At 71.8% G+C, this 16,782-nt stretch carries 15 protein-coding genes and 2 tRNA genes; 15 read left to right on the top strand and 2 right to left on the bottom strand.

The annotated features are described in order from the left end of the window. The first annotated feature begins 42 nt into the window (after positions 1-42). The 10 genes from AC0682_RS18795 to AC0682_RS18750 all read left to right on the top strand — a co-directional run bounded on the left by AC0682_RS18795 (position 43) and on the right by AC0682_RS18750 (position 5,233). Entirely contained in the window at positions 43-195 is a 153-nt protein-coding gene (locus tag AC0682_RS18795; protein ID WP_018487131.1) for a hypothetical protein, read from the top strand. Between the two features lie 84 nt (positions 196-279). Further along, complete coding sequence (locus AC0682_RS18790; RefSeq protein ID WP_019763133.1) at positions 280-441, top strand: hypothetical protein; 162 nt, start codon at positions 280-282, stop codon at positions 439-441. A gap of 38 nt (positions 442-479) precedes the next feature. Continuing rightward, positions 480-1,097, top strand: a complete 618-nt coding sequence (gene nadD / locus AC0682_RS18785) for a nicotinate-nucleotide adenylyltransferase (RefSeq protein ID WP_029395131.1) — start codon at positions 480-482, stop codon at positions 1,095-1,097. Positions 1,098-1,116: 19 nt separating this feature from the next. Then, a complete protein-coding gene (locus AC0682_RS18780) occupies positions 1,117-2,970 on the top strand; it encodes an LCP family protein (protein WP_478533987.1) in 1,854 nt (617 codons plus the stop codon). A gap of 96 nt (positions 2,971-3,066) precedes the next feature. Further along, the gene (rsfS, locus tag AC0682_RS18775) at positions 3,067-3,498 is read left to right on the top strand and encodes a ribosome silencing factor (RefSeq protein WP_053563007.1); all 432 of its coding nucleotides are present in this window, start codon (positions 3,067-3,069) and stop codon (positions 3,496-3,498) included. After that, positions 3,495-4,148, top strand: coding sequence for a histidine phosphatase family protein (locus tag AC0682_RS18770; protein ID WP_254813270.1), 654 nt, complete (start codon positions 3,495-3,497; stop codon positions 4,146-4,148). Before rsfS ends, AC0682_RS18770 begins: the two co-directional genes overlap by 4 nt. A 204-nt stretch (positions 4,149-4,352) precedes the next feature. Next, a tRNA-Ala gene (locus AC0682_RS18765) sits at positions 4,353-4,425 on the top strand. Positions 4,426-4,586: 161 nt separating this feature from the next. Then, the gene (locus AC0682_RS18760; RefSeq protein ID WP_254812582.1) at positions 4,587-4,775 is read left to right on the top strand and encodes a hypothetical protein; all 189 of its coding nucleotides are present in this window, start codon (positions 4,587-4,589) and stop codon (positions 4,773-4,775) included. Between the two features lie 3 nt (positions 4,776-4,778). Beyond that, the gene (locus AC0682_RS18755) at positions 4,779-5,012 is read left to right on the top strand and encodes a hypothetical protein (RefSeq protein ID WP_018487125.1); all 234 of its coding nucleotides are present in this window, start codon (positions 4,779-4,781) and stop codon (positions 5,010-5,012) included. Between the two features lie 148 nt (positions 5,013-5,160). After that, positions 5,161-5,233 (top strand) — tRNA-Ala (locus AC0682_RS18750). A gap of 69 nt (positions 5,234-5,302) precedes the next feature. Here AC0682_RS18750 and AC0682_RS18745 read toward each other — a convergent pair. Together AC0682_RS18745 and AC0682_RS18740 are read right to left on the bottom strand one after the other, a co-directional pair. Further along, positions 5,303-6,883, bottom strand: a complete 1,581-nt coding sequence (locus AC0682_RS18745; protein WP_254812583.1) for an NADH-quinone oxidoreductase subunit NuoF family protein — start codon at positions 6,881-6,883, stop codon at positions 5,303-5,305. Continuing rightward, positions 6,880-8,448, bottom strand: coding sequence for a ferric reductase-like transmembrane domain-containing protein (locus AC0682_RS18740; protein ID WP_478533985.1), 1,569 nt, complete (start codon positions 8,446-8,448; stop codon positions 6,880-6,882). The genes AC0682_RS18745 and AC0682_RS18740 overlap by 4 nt, the downstream gene beginning before the upstream one ends. Positions 8,449-8,914: 466 nt before the next feature. Here AC0682_RS18740 and leuS point away from each other — a divergent pair, with 466 nt between their 5' ends. The 5 genes from leuS (at position 8,915) to AC0682_RS18715 (ending at position 16,716) form a co-directional block, all read left to right on the top strand. Further along, the gene (gene leuS / locus AC0682_RS18735) at positions 8,915-11,782 is read left to right on the top strand and encodes a leucine--tRNA ligase (protein WP_478533983.1); all 2,868 of its coding nucleotides are present in this window, start codon (positions 8,915-8,917) and stop codon (positions 11,780-11,782) included. A 208-nt stretch (positions 11,783-11,990) separates the two neighbouring features. After that, positions 11,991-12,779 (top strand): hypothetical protein, encoded by a 789-nt coding sequence (locus tag AC0682_RS18730; RefSeq protein WP_478533981.1) that lies wholly within the window; start codon positions 11,991-11,993, stop codon positions 12,777-12,779. A gap of 250 nt (positions 12,780-13,029) precedes the next feature. Beyond that, complete coding sequence (locus AC0682_RS18725; protein WP_478533979.1) at positions 13,030-13,875, top strand: DegV family protein; 846 nt, start codon at positions 13,030-13,032, stop codon at positions 13,873-13,875. Positions 13,876-14,294: 419 nt separating this feature from the next. Next, positions 14,295-15,140 (top strand): ComEA family DNA-binding protein, encoded by an 846-nt coding sequence (locus tag AC0682_RS18720; protein ID WP_478533978.1) that lies wholly within the window; start codon positions 14,295-14,297, stop codon positions 15,138-15,140. Positions 15,141-15,150: 10 nt separating this feature from the next. Continuing rightward, positions 15,151-16,716, top strand: a complete 1,566-nt coding sequence (locus AC0682_RS18715; RefSeq protein ID WP_478533977.1) for a recombinase family protein — start codon at positions 15,151-15,153, stop codon at positions 16,714-16,716. Positions 16,717-16,782 lie beyond the last annotated feature (66 nt).

Genomic DNA, 16,782 nt, shown 5'->3' with positions numbered 1-16,782 from the left:
CGGTGTGCGGAGGGCTGTGGATAACTTTGAGGAGCGCCCGGAATGCCGCACATCGCCGTAACCCTCGCTGCCGCCTCCGCGGAACAGGGGCCGGGGGCCACCCTCCGGATCGTGCTGCTGGTCTCGATCGTCGGAGCGGTGCTCCTGGCCTGGTTCCTGCTGCGCGGATACCGCAACAACGACGACAACGACTGAGTCGGCGTGAGCGTGCCCGAAGGCCCCGCATACGATGGGCCCGACGTCTTCCTTCCGCCTCACGATCGATAGGTCCTGCCGAAGATGAGCCTCACGAGCACCGCACACGAGCTGGTCACCCTCGCCTCCGGAGGCGAGGGCGGCGGCAACCACGAAAGCCTCAACCCCTACCTCATCGGCGGCCTGGCCTTCCTCGCGCTGATGTTCCTGCTCTGGGTCACCACCCGCTTCAACCGCGACCGCTGAGACAGAGGCGTACAGCTGTGCCAGTAGGCTCTGCACGCATGGGAGAGCAGGAAGTGCCTACCGGCCCCGGCAAACGCCGCATCGGCGTCATGGGCGGGACATTCGACCCGATCCACCATGGACACCTGGTGGCGGCCAGTGAAGTGGCCGCCCAGTTCCATCTCGACGAGGTCGTGTTCGTCCCGACCGGGCAGCCGTGGCAGAAGAGCCACAAGAAGGTCTCCCCGGCCGAGGACCGCTATCTGATGACGGTCATCGCCACCGCGTCCAATCCTCAGTTCTCGGTCAGCCGCAGTGACATCGACCGTGGCGGACCGACCTACACCATCGATACGCTGCGGGACCTGCGCGAGGTCCACGGCGACGCGGACCTCTTCTTCATCACCGGCGCCGACGCGCTCGCCCAGATCCTCACCTGGCGCGACGCGGAGGAGCTGTTCTCGCTCTCCCACTTCATCGGTGTGACCCGGCCGGGTCACGTGCTCACGGACGACGGGCTTCCCGAGGGCGGCGTCTCCCTCGTGGAGGTGCCCGCGCTGGCGATCTCGTCCACGGACTGCCGTGAGAGGGTCGCGCAGGGGGAGCCGGTCTGGTACCTGGTGCCGGACGGCGTGGTCCGCTACATCGACAAGCGCCAGCTGTACCGCGGCGACTGAGCCACGGAGAGGGGCACCGGTGAACGACCGACAGTACCCGTACGGCCACGACCCGTACTACCAGCAGCCGCAGATCATCGGCTACGACGAGTACGGGCAGCCGGTGTACCAGCAGCACGGGCAGGAGCAGGGCGGGCAGCAGTACGACCCCTACGCCGCCCAGCAGGGCCAGGGACAGGGCCAGAGCCAGGTCCCGGACACGGAGTACGGCTACGACCCGTACAACCGGTCCCAGCAGTACCCGGCCCAGCCGTACGACCCCTACGCGGCCCAGCAGCAACAGCAGCACCCGAGCGGAACCGACCAGGGATACGCCCAGGGGCAGGGACAGAGCCAGGGCCAGGGCCAGGGGTACGGATACGGCGGCTACACCGACTACGGATACGCCGCTGGTCAGCAGCCCGCCGCCGTCGACACCGACCAGTGGAACATCCCGCAGCAGGGCACCGCCCCCGCGCCGGAACAGGCACCTCAGCACACACCCCAGGAGCAGCAGCCGACGGCCCGGCCCGCGGCCGACCGGGGGGCCGACCGGGCATCCGAGGGGGGCTCCGGGCCCTCGTCGCGGGCGGAGACCGGGGCCGACCCCGCCGTTCCCGGGCAGCGCCGCCCCGCGCCCGACTACCGCACCGAGCAGTTCTCGTTCATCGAGGAGCCCGACGAGGACTCCGAAGACGTCATCGACTGGCTGAAGTTCACCGAGAGCCGCAGCGAGCGGCGCGAGGAGGCCCGGCGCAAGGGCCGTAACCGGATGATCGCGCTGATCGTCGTCGGCGTGCTCGTGGTGGTCGGCGGAGTCGGCTACCTCTGGTCCGCCGACCTGATCCCCGGCCTCTCCGGCCCGCAGGAGAAGAAGACCGTCGCCGCCGGTGCGCAGCAGCGCGACGTGATCGTGGTCCACCTGCACAACACCAAGAAGGGCGGCACGTCGACGGCCCTGCTCGTCGACAACGCCACCACCAGACAGGGCACCACCGTCCTGCTGCCGAACACCCTCGCCGTGGCGGGCGACGACGGTTCCACCATCACGCTCGGCAAGTCCGTCGACGACGACGGCCGGAGCGGCACCCGGGAGGCCGTCGAGACGCTTCTGGGCACCAGGATCAGCGGCACCTGGCGGCTGGACACCCCGTATCTGGAGATCCTCGTCGAGCAGGTCGGCAACATCGAGATGGACACCGACATCGATGTGCCCGACGCCAAGAAGGGTGCCGATCCCCTGGTGAAGAAGGGGGAGGCGCAGACGCTCAGCGGTCCTATGGCCGTCGCGTACGCCACCTACCTGGCCCCCGGCGAGGCCGAGGCCAAGCAGCTGACCCGGTTCGGGGAGGTCATGCGCGCGGTGCTGCGCAAGATCTCGGAGGACCCCAAGGCGGCGACCGTCACCGTGGAGACGCTGGCCCAGGTCCTGGACCCGTCGCTGCCGGAGAAGGACCTCGGCGCCTCGCTCGCCAAGCTGGCCTCGCGGGCCAAGATCGGTGACTACAAGACGATGCTGCTGCCGGTCCAGGACGACGGCACGCTCACCGACGCGGCCACCCGCAGCGTCGTCAAGGACGTCCTCGGCGGCACGGTGAAGGCCCCTGAGGAGGGCGCCCCCCTCAGGGTCGCCGTCCGCAACGCGACCGGGAACACCAAGGCCCCGGAGTCCGCCCGGATCTCGCTGGTCAACGGCGGCTACGCCTTCGTGGACAGCGGCAGGGCGGAGGACGAGGCCGAGTCCGTCGTGATCTACCGGAGCGCCGAGGACAAGGAGAAGGCCACGGAGGTCGCCAAGACCCTGGGGCTGCCCGCCGGGGCCGTGAAGCAGGGCGAGCCCGCGGCCAACGCGGACGTGTCCGCCGTACTCGGCCGGAACTACAAGATCAAATAGCCGGAGGCGGAAAGGCCGACGTCGGCGGGAGGGAAGGGTTGTCGGCGGTCCGTGAGACCCTGGGGGTTGTATCCGACCGCCGACGAAAGCCTGCATGTGACCGCCACGGACCGCTCCATCGAGCTCATCAACGCCGCCGCCCAGGCGGCCGCCGACCGGCTCGCGCACGACATCATCGCCTACGACGTCAGCGATGTGCTGTCGATCACCGACGCCTTCCTGCTCGCCTCGGCCCCCAACGACCGCCAGGTCAAGTCGATCGTCGACGAGATCGAGGAGCGGCTCCAGAAGGAGCTGGGCGCCAAGCCGGTGCGCCGCGAGGGCGACCGCGACGCCCGCTGGATCCTCCTCGACTACGTCGACATCGTCATCCACGTCCAGCACAGCGAGGAGCGCGTCTTCTACGCGCTGGAGCGCCTGTGGAAGGACTGCCCGGAGATCGCCCTTCCCGAGGACGCGGTCAAGACCCGCGGCAAGGCCGAGGAGCACGCACAGCTCAACGGCGGCACGGAAGGCGACCCGAGCTGAACGGCAGTCGCGGCGGCAGGGGCCGCAGGATCGTCCTCTGGCGGCACGGCCAGACCGCGTGGAACCTGGAGCGCCGCTTCCAGGGTTCCACGGACATCGAGCTGACCGAGGAGGGCGTCGCGCAGGCCCGCCGGGCCGCCCGGCTGCTCGCCTCGCTGAAGCCCGATGCCGTCGTCGCCTCCGATCTCCGGCGGGCGGCGGCCACGGCCGCCGAGCTGGCGGCGGTCACCGGCCTCACCGTCGCCCATGACTCCGCGCTCCGCGAGACGTACGCGGGCGCCTGGCAGGGGCTGACGCACGAGGAGATCGTCGAGCGGTACGGCGAGCAGTACGCCGCGTGGAAGCGCGGCGAGCCGGTCCGCAGGGGCGGCGGCGAGCTGGAGACCGAGGTCGCCGACCGGGCGGCCCCGGTCGTCCTGGAGCACGCCGACAAGCTGCCCGTCGACGGCACGCTCGTGGTGGTCAGCCACGGCGGCACGATCAGGACGACGATCGGTCGGCTGCTGGGCCTGGAGGCGCACCACTGGGAGGGGCTCGGCGGGCTCACCAACTGCTGCTGGTCCGTCCTGGGCGAGGGCGCGCGCGGCTGGCGCCTGCTGGAGCACAACGCCGGCACCCTGCCGGAGCCGGTGCTCGGCGACGACGACTAGGACGTGTCGGGCCCCGCCGGTCCTGATCCGCCGGACACGCCCCGGGGCCTCGACCGGGGCCGCCGGGCCATGACGGCCGCCCGACGGGATCTCCGGGCCCGCCCCCCCCGGGGTCGCCGGGGCCGGATTTCACTTTCCGGCAGGTCACAGGCTAGAGTTCTTCTTGTTCGCAGCGCGGAAACGCAGGGAAACAGAGCGAACAGCGGGGCTATAGCTCAGTTGGTAGAGCGCCTGCATGGCATGCAGGAGGTCAGGAGTTCAATTCTCCTTAGCTCCACAATCGAGGATCCCGTCCCCAATCTGGGGGCGGGATCTTCTGCGTGAGGCCCCCACGTGGGGATCTTCCGCGAGGACCTGTGAAGCGGGCTGACCCCCTTGCGGGGTCATGGCAGAATCGGAGCGCCGGAGGGGGCGACGGACCGATCGGGAGGGAGCGCGATGCCTGCGAGTCGCGAACACGTCCCCGACCTGCCCCTGGTCATCGCCCCGTCACCCGGCCCCGTATCGTCCGACGACCGATCCCGGCTCGGCCGCCCGTCCTGTGGTTCGTTCCACGTGGCCCAGGTCCTGGGCGGCGACGGAGGGGTCTCCTGCGCGTGTACGGCCTGCGGCCACAGCTGGAGCTGACTGATGGGTGCCCACAGGCGTAAGTGCGACTGGTGCGGCAGCGGCACGCCCATTGTCAGGGACATGGACCCGATCAACGCCGAATACCAGTACTGGTGCGAGGAATGCGCGCGGGCGCTGATCATAAAAGGCGACCCCATCGAGACCTACCGCGAGCTGGAGGGCGAGCCGATCTACGGGCGGCTCCTGGAGGAGCACTGCACCCTCAAGCGGTTCTACTCCTTCGCGACGGCCTGACGTCCCACCCCTCTGACCTGCGGGTGACGGCTCAACGCACGGAATAATTCGGGCATATGTGCACGCATGGGAAACGATTTGGTGGAGCACCGGGGGGACCGTGTAATGTTCTCGATGTCGCCAAGGGGAACCGGGCGGCGGACAGCAAGGGGCTATAGCTCAGTTGGTAGAGCGCCTGCATGGCATGCAGGAGGTCAGGAGTTCAATTCTCCTTAGCTCCACAGTGAGGAAGCGGGCCACCCGGATCGGGTGGCCCGCTTCCTTCGTGTCAGCACCTGCCCGCCGGGCGCTCAGCCTCGTCCGCCACCGCCCAGGGCCCGCCGGTTGACGGCGGGCAGTGCGGGCCGCTGTTCGGCGGCCGACTGCTCGATCCGGAGCGCCAGCGCCGGGCAGCGCCGTACGGCCCGCTGGGCACGCCCGCGCAGATGCATCGGAACCGAGGCGTCCGCCAGCGCCGGATAGCCGTCGGGGCCCAGCCGGATCAGCTCGGGAACGAGGTCCGCGCAGAGGCCGTGGCCCTGGCAGAGCGTCCAGTCCACCGCCAGCTTCTCGCCGCTCGGGATCGACTCCTCCAGGTCCTGGTAGCCGGAGGCGGGCAGTGGCAGCACACCGGCCGTCTCACGGCCGCAGCCGCCGTCCAGGACATGGGCCGCCAGGTCGTCCGTGAACGCGGACAGCGTCGACATGAGGAACCGCGCCGACCCGTCCGGATGCTTGCACGCCCCCCGCCCCTTCACGGCCAGGGTCACCTCGCGCAGGGCCTCCAGCGCGGCCGGCCCACCGCCGTTCAGTACGTCGGAGAGCCCGCCCGCCGCGGCCGGAAGCCCGAGCTTGCACGGACCGCACTGCCCGGCGGTCTCGGCTGCCAGCCAGTTCGCGATCCTCAGGGACTCGCCGAGCGGGCAGGTCTCCGGCCCGATCGGCAGGACCGCACCCGCGCCCAGCGCACCGCCGACGGTGGCCAGGGACTCGCGGGAGATGACCGCGTTGTGGCAGGCGGCCGCGTCGATCCAGTTGCCGTGGTAGCCGCCCGTCAGCACCCCCTGGGGCAGCGGCGGGGCCCCGGCCAGCTGGAGGATGTACCGCAGCGGCACCCCCGTCGGTACCTCGATGACCATGGGCCGCGCCACGGCGCCGGACACGGTGAGCAGCACGGTGCCCGGCTCGCTCGGCAGCCCTGTGTGCCCGTAGCGGCGGGGGCCGATCCGGGCGGCGACGGCGAGCTGGGCGTACGTCTCCGCGTTCGACAGCAGGGTCGGCGCACCGCCGACCCCGGCCTCCGCCGCCCGCTCGCGCCGGCCCGGGGGGAGTGCGGGGCCGCCGTTCGCCGCCCGGATCACCGAGGACGCCTCACCGGAGACCATGCGCTCGGGGGTGCGGACCACCCGGGCGCGCAGCTGCTGGCCGCGCCGGTCGGAGAGGCCGCGCTCTGCCAGCGCCGCGCGTACGGAGACCTCGGTGGAGTTGCGGGTGACGGCGACGACCAGCGTGCGCGCGCCGAGCGCCTCGGCGGTCAGCAGGGCCCCGTCCAGGATCAGGTGCGGGGCGCGGTTGAGCAGGACGGTGTCCTTGCGGCAGGCGGGCTCGCCCTCGCTCCCGTTGATCACGACGACCGGCCGCACCCCGCGCCGGACGGACGCCTTCGCCACCGCCCGCAGCTTCCTGCCGAAGGGGAACCCGGCACCGCCCCGCCCCCGCAGGGATATCGCCTCGGCCAGCTCGGCCAGCCGCTCACCGGTCACCGGTTCGAGGGGCCCGTGCACCTTCAGGTGCATGGCGAGGTCGAGCCGCTCCACCAGGTCGAAACCGGTGGTCAGTTGCGGCAGGCCGACGACGCGGACCTCGGGCACGTCGGGAAGGGGGACGTTCACGGTCGATCTCCTGCGGGTGCGTGCCAGGGTTCGCCGGCCGCCGGGGGCGCGGAGAACGCCCCGGCGCCGGCGCCGGGCGAGGCTGTGGGCAGAGGCGTGGGTATGTCGGTGTGGGGTTCGGGGGCCGGGGCCGCTGCCCGGTAGGGATGGAGCGCTTCCTCGGCGGGGCCGGCGGGGCCGGCGGTGCCGGTCGGGGCGGTGTCGAAAGAGGGTGTCGCGCCGGCTGTGCCGTAGGCCGGTGCGCCATAGGAAGGCGTGGTGGGGAGCGGTGGCGTCGCCTGGAGCGGCGGTGTGTACAGCGGTGGTTCCTGTGGGGGCGCGTAGGTGTGCTCGGCCCCCTGCGGGCCGTGGTGGGCCTGTGCGGGCGGTGCGGGGGACGGGGCGGGCCATCGGGCGCCCGGCGGGCGTACCGGGCCGCCCGCCCGTGAGACGGCGCGGTATCCGGCCGAGATCCCGGGCCCGCCCGCAGGGCCGTCGGCGAGCCGGTCGGAGGGGCGCGGCGGCGGTTCGTACGCCGGGGGCTGGAACCCGTACGACGGCGCTGTCCCGTACAGCACCTCCGTCGGCGCCTCGTGCGGAGGAGGCGCCGCGTCGAAGGGTGGTGCTGCGGGGAGGGGCTGCGTCTCATGCAGGGGCAGAGGCCGCGTCTCGTTCGGTGGGCGGGCCCCGTACGAGCCGGAGAGCGGCACGGGCGGCGGCATCGGCGGAGCCGGCGGCGCCGAGAGCGTGCGCGGGCGCACCGGGGTGCCCCGGACCTCCCCCTCCGGCTCACGCCACCCCACGGGGTCGCCGGGAGATACACCGCGCTCAGGGTCGGGCCGAGCGGGGCCGCGCAGTACCGGGTCCGGCACGTCGAACCCCGCGTCCGGGTCGAGCAGCGCGACGATCCGGTCGGTGATCCGGCGCTTCGTCGGCGGGGGCAGCAGCCGCAGGCACAGGGCACCGGCGACGCCGGTGAGGCAGAGCCCGTACATCACGACGCCCCAGGTGGCCGGGGGCCGCCCCGCGTAGAGGCCGTGGATCAGCGCGGCGCACCAGGCCGGATAGGCCAGGGCGTGCAAGGCGCGCCACCGCCCCGCGATCCCGCCCGCCTCCCTGGGGGAGCCCAGCGACTGGCCGAGCCGGGTGGCCGTGGCGGAGGGCTGCGCGAACGCGCTGCGCAGGGCGCCGGTCGCGGCCGTGACCACCATCAGCAGTCCGGCCAGCGAGCCGAAGCCGATCAGCCCCGCCGTCCCCGTGACACCCAGGCCGAAGGGTATGAGGGCACCGACCAGGGAGACATGGCCGAGGGCGATCTTCACGGTTCCGTGCAGCAGGAGGAAGCCGAGCGCGGCCACGGCCGTGGCCCGATGGACGCCCTGGCAGACGATCCGCTGCCGCGTGGAGAGGAACAGCCGGTCCGTGGCCAGCAGGCCCCAGGCGACGGCCGCGCTGAGCGACACCAGCGACAGGACGCCGGTGGTGAAGTCGAGGGTCGCACGCAAGGCGTCGCTCCCCGCGACGGCGAGCAGAGGGATGAATATCAACGCGACGACAGTCAGACCGCCTTGTACCGGCCGACTCATTCCGGGGCTCATGGAGGGGGATACGCGGATCTTGCGATGAGGGTTCATGGGGGCGACTCCGAACAGTTCGGCAAAGCGGTCCCGTTGCCGCATGCTAGGGCGCCCCATACCGACCAGTACGGGCTTTGCGCGGTTGCCCCGATAGAAGTCGGTACGCCGAGTAACCTCTTTGTCCCGCGCCTTCAGGAGGCCGTTCTCCCGGCCCTGCGGAACCGTCGCCGGGCGCCACCGGCCCCGTTTCCGTGCGCCACGGGGGAGTGGCGTCCGCCCTCCGGTCGCTCCCCGCTCCCCTCCGGGCACGTGCGGTACCCTGGCGCCATGCGTGCCGTACGCCTTCTGCTTAGCGAGCCGCGCTGAACAGTCCCGGCCGGTGAGAACGCCTGGTCGGAGTCAGCGCGGCGTCCCCTCCTGTGCGAGGGGATTTTTCGTTTCCCGGCAGATGACGATCGATGGAGCTTTGAGGATCATGAGCGAGACGAATTCCGCTGCCGAGACGGCCGCGCCGCACCGCTACACGGCGGCGATGGCCGCCGACATCGAGGCACGCTGGCAGGACTTCTGGGATGCCGAGGGGACGTACGAGGCGCCGAACCCGACCGGTGACCTGGCGGGCGACCCGGAGCTGGCCGCCAAGCCCAAGAAGTTCATCATGGACATGTTCCCGTACCCCTCGGGCGCGGGGCTGCACGTCGGACACCCGCTGGGCTACATCGCCACCGATGTCTACGCCCGTCACCAGCGGATGACCGGCCACAACGTGCTGCACACCCTGGGCTTCGACGCGTTCGGCCTCCCCGCCGAGCAGTACGCCGTCCAGACCGGCACGCACCCCCGGGTCTCCACCGAGGCCAACATGGAGAACATGAAGGTCCAGCTGCGCCGGCTGGGCCTGGGCCACGACAAGCGCCGTTCCTTCGCGACGATCGACTCCGACTACTACAAGTGGACGCAGTGGATCTTCCTCCAGATCTTCAACTCCTGGTACGACACCGAGGCCGACCGGGCCCGCCCGATCGCCGAACTGGTCGAGCAGTTCGAGAACGGCACCCGCGCCACCCCCGACGGCCGTGAGTGGAGCGCCCTGAGCGCCGCCGAGCGCGCGGACCTGCTGGGTGAGTACCGCCTGGCGTACGCCTCCGACGCCCCCGTCAACTGGGCGCCCGGCCTGGGCACCGTGCTGGCCAACGAGGAGGTCACCGCCGACGGCCGCTCCGAGCGCGGCAACTTCCCCGTCTTCAAGGCCAAGCTGCGCCAGTGGAACATGCGCATCACCGCCTACGCCGACCGGCTGCTGAACGACCTGGACGGGCTGGACTGGCCCGACGCCATCAAGCTCCAGCAGCGCAACTGGATCGGCCGCTCCGAGGGCGCCCGGGTCGAGTTCCCGGTCGACAGCGCGGGCGGCATCACGGTTTTCACCACCCGCCAGGACACCCTGTTCGGCGCCACGTACATGGTGCTGGCCCCCGAGCACGACATGGTCGAGCGGATCATTCCGGCCGCCTGGCCCGAGGGCACCCACCCGGTGTGGACCGGCGGCCACGCGACGCCGGCCGAGGCCGTCACCGCGTACCGCAAGCAGGCCGCCGCCAAGTCCGACGTCGAGCGGCAGGCCGAGGCCAAGGACAAGACCGGTGTCTTCACCGGCGCGTACGCCACCAATCCGGTCAGCGGGGAGAAGGTCCCCGTCTTCATCGCGGACTATGTCCTGATGGGCTACGGCACCGGCGCGATCATGGCCGTACCGGCGCACGACGCGCGCGACTTCGCCTTCGCGCGTGCCTTCGAGCTGCCGATGCGCTGTGTCGTCCAGCCCTCCGACGACCGCGGCACCGACCCCGCCACCTGGGACGACGCCTTCAGCTCGTACGACGCCAAGCTGGTCAACTCCGCCAACGAGGAGATCTCGCTGGACGGCCTGGGTGTCGTCGAGGCCAAGGCGAGGATCACCGAGTGGCTGCGGGAGCACGGCGTCGGCGAGGGCACCGTCAACTTCCGGCTGCGCGACTGGCTGTTCAGCCGCCAGCGCTACTGGGGCGAGCCCTTCCCGATCGTGTACGACGAGGAGGGCATCGCCCACCCGCTGCCCGAGTCGATGCTGCCCCTGGAGCTGCCGGAGGTCGAGGACTACTCCCCGCGCACCTTCGACCCGGACGACGCCTCCGCCCAGCCCGAGACCCCGCTGTCGCGCAACGCCGACTGGGTCGACGTGACGCTGGACCTGGGCGACGGCCCCAAGAAGTACCGCCGCGAGACCAACACCATGCCCAACTGGGCCGGTTCCTGCTGGTACGAGCTGCGCTACCTGGACCCGAACAACGACCGCCAGCTGGTCGACCCGTCGATCGAGCAGTACTGGATGGGTCCGCGCGAGGGGCAGCCCACCGGAGGTGTCGACCTGTACGTGGGCGGCGCCGAGCACGCCGTGCTGCACCTGCTGTACGCGCGCTTCTGGTCGAAGGTGCTGTACGACCTGGGTCACATCTCCTCGGCCGAGCCGTTCCACAAGCTGTACAACCAGGGCATGATCCAGGCCTTCGTCTACCGCGACAGCCGGGGCATCGCCGTCCCCGCCGCCGAGGTGGAGGAGCGCGACGGCGCCTTCTTCTACCAGGGCGAGAAGGTCAGCCGCGTCCTGGGCAAGATGGGCAAGTCCCTGAAGAACGCGGTCACCCCGGACGAGATCTGCGCCGAGTACGGCGCCGACACCCTGCGCCTGTACGAGATGGCCATGGGCCCGCTGGACGTGTCGCGCCCCTGGGACACGCGTGCCGTGGTCGGCCAGTACCGGCTGCTGCAGCGGCTGTGGCGCAACGTGGTGGACGAGGAGACGGGCGAGGTCACCGTCGTCGACACGGAGCCCGGCGAGGACACCCTGCGCGCCCTGCACAAGGCCATCGACGGGGTGGGCCAGGACATGGCGGCGATGCGGTTCAACACCGCCATCGCCAAGGTCACCGAGCTGAACAACCACCTGACGAAGGCGGGCGGCCCGCTGTCGCGGTCCGTGGCCGAGCGGCTGGTCCTGCTGATCGCCCCGCTGGCCCCGCACATCGCGGAGGAGCTGTGGCGCCGACTGGGCCACACCGACTCCGTCGTCCACCAGGACTTCCCGGTGGCCGACCCGGCGTACGTGGTGGACGAGACCGTCACCTGCGTCGTCCAGATCAAGGGCAAGGTCCGGGCCCGCCTGGAGATCTCGCCCTCCATCACGGCCGAGGAGCTGGAGGCGCTGGCCCTGGCGGACGAGGCGGTCGTCGCGGCGCTGGGCGGGGCGGGGATCCGCAAGGTGATCGTGCGCGCGCCGAAGCTGGTGAACATCGTCCCGGCATGACGGGCGTCGGGTGACGGTCGCCGCGGCGACCGTCACCCGGGCGTGAAAGCCGCCGCGGGCGGTGCCGCGGGTGGTTCCCGTACGTGATCAGGGCCATCCCCTACGGGCAGGTTGGGGGTTCCGGGGGAACCCTCGGTCCGCCCGTTCCGTTTACCGTGGAGGGGGCGACCGGTACCGGCGGGCCGCATCGAGACAGCGAGGGGCGTTCATGGAAGCCGCGATCACGATCCTGGCGCTGCTCTTCGTCGCGTTCGTCGCGTTGGGTGTCTATCTGACGGTCAAGGCCGTCGGCGCGGCCAAGCGCGGGATGGACCGCACCATCACCCAGGCCCGGCGCACGGTGGAGGACACCACGCTGCGCGCCAAGAGCTTCGGCCAGACGGGTGTGGCCGGGGAGCTGGCACAGCTCCGGCTCTCCCTGCGGACCTCGATGCGCGCCACCCAGGACGCCCTGCACGCCGGAGTGGCGGAGGACCCCTCGCTCGCGGAGTCGGTGGACCTCTTCCGTCGGCTGAGCGCCCACGGCCTGGAGCTTGACGAGGAGCTGAAGCGCCTGGAGCGCGAGCCGGACCGGGCGACGGTCGCCGGTCTGCTCCCGCAGCTCCGGGAGCGCACACAGCGGATCACGCACTCGGCGGACTCGCTGCGCTGGGCGGCCCGGGACCGCGCCCGGCAGTTCGCCGACGACGACCTGGACGCGCTGAACGCGCAGATCGACATCGAGGCGGGGGCCCTGCGGCACTGGGCGGTGGAGGAGCCGTCGGGTACCGGGGCCGCCTCCGGCGGAGAAGGCACTTCCCGGGGCCGGGGCGCCGGGGCCGACACCGGGGCGGACTGGCCCGCACCGGCCTCCGGGGCGGGCGACAGCAGCACGGCGGACGAGCCCTGGGGCGGCCCGGCCCGCGAGGGCACCCCACAGGCGATCACCGCGCCCGACCCGCACGTGCGGACACGGTATCCGTGGCAGAAGTCGGCCAGACCGGAGACGACCAACTGAGGGCGGACGGGCCTGCCCGCACGGCGGTGGAATCCCGTGGGGGCGGTGGGTGGCGCCCTGCTGTGTGACGGGGAGGGGGCGTCTCGCGGTGTCGGGGGGCGCCCGCGGTGGTGCGTGGCCGAGTGTGGTGGGGGAGGCGACCGGATGTCCGTGGCCGAGGGTGACAGGACGTGTTCCGAAGTGACCGTGGATGATCGGACGGCCGGGGCCGGACTCCCGGACACCCACCGCGGCAGGTAACCTCCGGCACATGTCCCGCCATGTCGCTGTCGTCACTGATTCAACGGCCTATCTGCCGCCCCGGACGATGGAACGGCACGGCATCACCGCGGTGCCGCTGACCGTCGTCCTGGGCGGTCAGGCGCTGGAGGAGGGCACGGAGATCTCGGCCCGCTCACTCGCCCAGGCCCTGCAGAAACGCCACTCCGTCACCACCTCCCGCCCCAGCCCCGAGGTCTTCGCCGCGACCTACCGGGCGGCGGCCGGGGCCGGGGCCGACGCCGTGGTCTCCCTGCACCTGTCGGCGGAGTTCTCGGGCACGTACGACGCCGCGCTGCTGGCGGCGAAGGACGCGCCGATCCCGGTACGGGTGGTGGACACCGGCATGGTCGCCATGGCCCTGGGGTTCTGCGCGCTCGCGGCGGCGGAGAGCGCGGAGGCGGGCGGAAGCCTGGACGAGGTCGTGGCGGCGGCGGAGAAGCGGGCCGCCGGGACATCCGCCTACTTCTACGTCGACACCCTCGAGTACCTCCGCCGGGGCGGCCGTATCGGCACAGCACAGGCGCTGCTGGGTTCCGCGCTCGCCGTGAAGCCGATCCTCCAGCTCGACGGGGGCCGGATCGAGATGCTGGAGAAAGTCCGGACGGCCTCCAAGGCCATCGCACGCCTGGAGGAGATCGTGGCGGAGCGGGCCGGGGGGGCGACGGTGGACATCGCCGTCCACCACCTCGCCGCACCGGAGCGGGCGGAGCGGCTGGCGGAGCGGCTGCGGGAACGGGTGCCGGGCCTGGCCGACCTCCATGTCAGCGAGGTGGGCGCGGTGATCGGGGCGCACACGGGGCCGGGGCTGCTGGGCGCGGTGATCTCGCCCCGGTGACGGTTCCCCAACCCTCGTACGGGTGGCCGGGATATCCACAACTGGCCTGTTGTCCACAGGAATCGGGGCTGCTCAGCGGGTTCTCGTGATGGTGCCTAACGTCGTGAGGCATGGCCCTGCGAACTCCTCGGGTGTTGCCTCCCGACCACACGTCCACGCCGTCTCCGTCGTCGGTTCCGTCTCCGTCGTCGGTTCCTTCTCCCTCCCCGCCTGCTCCTTCGGGTGGTGCGGAACCGGCTGCTGCTGACAGCGCTCCGGCGGCCGGGCCTCGGAGGCGCCGGGGTCCCGGCCTCCGTCCGGGCGGCCGGGCGGGGGCTCGCCCCGGCGCTTCGCCCGGCGTCCGTTTCGGCGGGAGGGGGTCCGCGCGAGGCCGGGCCGCCCTTGCCGCCGCGGCGGCTCGACGGCGGGCGGACGCGCTGATGGCGGACGCGCAGCCCCCGGAGACGGACCCCCTGCTTGAGGACAGGACGGGGGCGGGCACCCAGGAGCAGGCCGAGGTCCAGGGGCACGAGCAGGCCGACGGGCCGACGCAGGCGCGGAAGCAGGCGCAGGCGCTGGGGGCCGTGCGGGCCGGGCGCGCGTCGGTGGGGCTCGGGGACCAGGTGCTGTTGTGGGTGCGGCTCAGATGGGGCCTGGCACCACGGGCGCTCGCGGCCCTGACCGTGGTGCTGCTGGTGGCCGTCGGCCTCGCCGCGCTCCACTTCTGGTCCGTACGCCCGCAGGAGGTGCGGGCGCCCGAGGCGGTGGGGGATGCGGCGGTGGCCGAGGATTCCTTACGGGCCGGAGCCGGGGGCGCGGCACCCCGTCCGGTCGCGGGCGCCCCGCCTGCGCCTCCTCCCGAATCGGCGGCGGAGATCGTCGTGGATGTCGCCGGCAAGGTGCACCGGCCTGGCGTTCAGCGTCTTCCGGCCGGTTCCAGGGTGGCGGACGCGCTGCGGGCGGCGGGCGGAGTGCGCGCCGGAGCCGATGACACGGGGCTCAACCGGGCGCGCGTGCTCATGGACGGTGAGCAGGTCCGGGTCGGACTGCCCCGGGCACAGGCCGACCAGGATGCCTCCGGTGCGGCGGACGGGGCGGGTCTGCCCGGCCCGGCGGCGCCGCTGAGCCTGAGCACGGCGACCAAGGAGCAGTTCGAGACCCTGCCGGGGATCGGGCCGGTGTTGGCGCAGCACATCATCGACCACCGCACGGCGAGCGGCGGGTTCCGGTCCGTCGACGAGCTTCGGCAGGTCAGAGGCATCGGTGAGCCGACATGGTGCAGCTAACCTACAAAGCATGACGCCTGAGAGAGCGATCCTCCTCCTCCGCATCAGCTACCGGAAGCCCGAAGGCGAGGCCGACGAGACCGAGGGAACCCCGCACCTCACCGTGGTCCCGGCCAAACGCCGACAGACGCTCAGCAAAGGCATCGGACGGCAGGAAGAAGACGGCCGGGCCCTCGCCGCCCGCCTCGGCTGGACCGTCACCAAGGTCATCGTCGAAGACGACACCAGCGCCTTCAAGCGCCGCAAGGTCCAGCTCCCCGACGGGTCGACAGGGCTGCGCACGGTACGGCCAGGGTTCCGCGAGGCCATCGACCTCCTCACCTCCGGCGCGAATGACGGCCTGATCGCCGACGACCTCGACCGCGTCGCCCGTGACCCCCGGGACCTCGAAGACCTCATTGACGTCGTCGAAAGCCGAACCCCGAACATCCCTGTCGCCTCGGTGACCGGATCCCTCCGCCTCGACTCCGACGCCGGAATCTCGATGGCCAGGATCATGTGCACGATCGCCAACAAGTCCAGCCGCGACACCGCCCGCCGCGTCGCCCGCAAGCACCTTGAACTGGCCGCCGAAGGCAAACCGGGCGGAGGAGGATTCCGCCCCTACGGCTTCACCGCCAAGGACCGCACCCTGGTCCAGGCCGAGGCGGACGTCGTGAAGGAGATCGCCGCCCGCATCCTGGGCGACTGGGACGGCTGGACCACCGAACAGCACGCCAGGATCGATCCGAACGTGGGGGAGACCCTGACGTCGATCGCCAAAGACCTCAACCGGCGCAGCATCCCCACCGCCACAGGTGTCCCGTGGTCAGACCGGTCGGTGCGGTCCGTTGTATCGAAAGCCTCCGTCGCAGGGCTCCGCGAACACCGCGGAGAAGTCGTTGGTAAGGCCGTGTGGCCGGCGATCCTCGAACCCGCCCGCTGGGAACAGGTGGTCGCCCGCCTGACGGGCCGCAACCGGATCGTCGACCTCACCCTGCAACGCTGGCTCACCGGCGTTCTCCGCTGCTCCCAGTGCCGGTTCATGCTCATCGGCGGCCAAGGCAACCGGGGGCCGCAATCCGTCCGCTACTGGTGCGCCACACCGGAGGGCGGCTGCGGAAAGATCGCAGTGAAGGCATCGTTCGCCGAAGGGGAAGTCGAGCGGCAGATACTCGAACTCCTCGCGCAACCGGACGTCCTCGCCGGCCTGCGGACCCTCGCCGACACCAAGGTCACCGACACCGCCCGCACCGGCCTGGCCGAGGACGAAGACCAGCTGCGGCAGATGGCCGCGATGTGGGCCCGCCGCGAGATCACGTTCATCGAGTACACCGAAGCCCGGCGGATCGTCGAGGCCAGGGTGAAGGAGTCCCGGGCCCTGCTCGTGTCCCGGGCACCGCGGGTGCTGCGGACCCTGCTCGCCGGGAACGTGGCCGAGGGCTGGAAGGGGCTGACCCCGGCGGACAAGCGGGAGGTCGTCCTTGCCCTGGTGCCTGGCTACGACGTGATGCCACACGATCCCACCATGGGTAACCGGTTCGACCCCGGCCGGCTCGTCCCCTTCCCCGAGGAGTCGACCGAGGGCGGCGCGTAGCCGCCCCAAAACGCCTGCCCATGGCAAGAGGCCCCCGCCGGCAACCGGCGGGGACCTCAAGCGCGA

It is taken from the genome of Streptomyces sp. NPDC043746 (assembly GCF_056436485.1).
Note: the sequence above shows the minus strand (reverse complement) of the source record. Positions and strands in the feature narration are given on the sequence as shown.

What these genes read in the sequence shown, in the direction of transcription:
- AC0682_RS18795 (WP_018487131.1), top strand. Translation starts at nt 43, where the DNA reads ATGCCGCACATCGCCGTAACCCTCGCTGCCGCCTCCGCGGAACAGGGG.
- AC0682_RS18790 (WP_019763133.1), top strand. Translation starts at nt 280, where the DNA reads ATGAGCCTCACGAGCACCGCACACGAGCTGGTCACCCTCGCCTCCGGA.
- nadD (WP_029395131.1), top strand. Translation starts at nt 480, where the DNA reads ATGGGAGAGCAGGAAGTGCCTACCGGCCCCGGCAAACGCCGCATCGGC.
- AC0682_RS18760 (WP_254812582.1), top strand. Translation starts at nt 4,587, where the DNA reads ATGCCTGCGAGTCGCGAACACGTCCCCGACCTGCCCCTGGTCATCGCC.
- AC0682_RS18755 (WP_018487125.1), top strand. Translation starts at nt 4,779, where the DNA reads ATGGGTGCCCACAGGCGTAAGTGCGACTGGTGCGGCAGCGGCACGCCC.
- AC0682_RS18740 (WP_478533985.1), bottom strand. Translation starts at nt 8,448, where the DNA reads ATGAGTCGGCCGGTACAAGGCGGTCTGACTGTCGTCGCGTTGATATTC.
- leuS (WP_478533983.1), top strand. Translation starts at nt 8,915, where the DNA reads ATGAGCGAGACGAATTCCGCTGCCGAGACGGCCGCGCCGCACCGCTAC.
- AC0682_RS18730 (WP_478533981.1), top strand. Translation starts at nt 11,991, where the DNA reads ATGGAAGCCGCGATCACGATCCTGGCGCTGCTCTTCGTCGCGTTCGTC.
- AC0682_RS18725 (WP_478533979.1), top strand. Translation starts at nt 13,030, where the DNA reads ATGTCCCGCCATGTCGCTGTCGTCACTGATTCAACGGCCTATCTGCCG.
- AC0682_RS18720 (WP_478533978.1), top strand. Translation starts at nt 14,295, where the DNA reads ATGGCGGACGCGCAGCCCCCGGAGACGGACCCCCTGCTTGAGGACAGG.
- AC0682_RS18715 (WP_478533977.1), top strand. Translation starts at nt 15,151, where the DNA reads ATGACGCCTGAGAGAGCGATCCTCCTCCTCCGCATCAGCTACCGGAAG.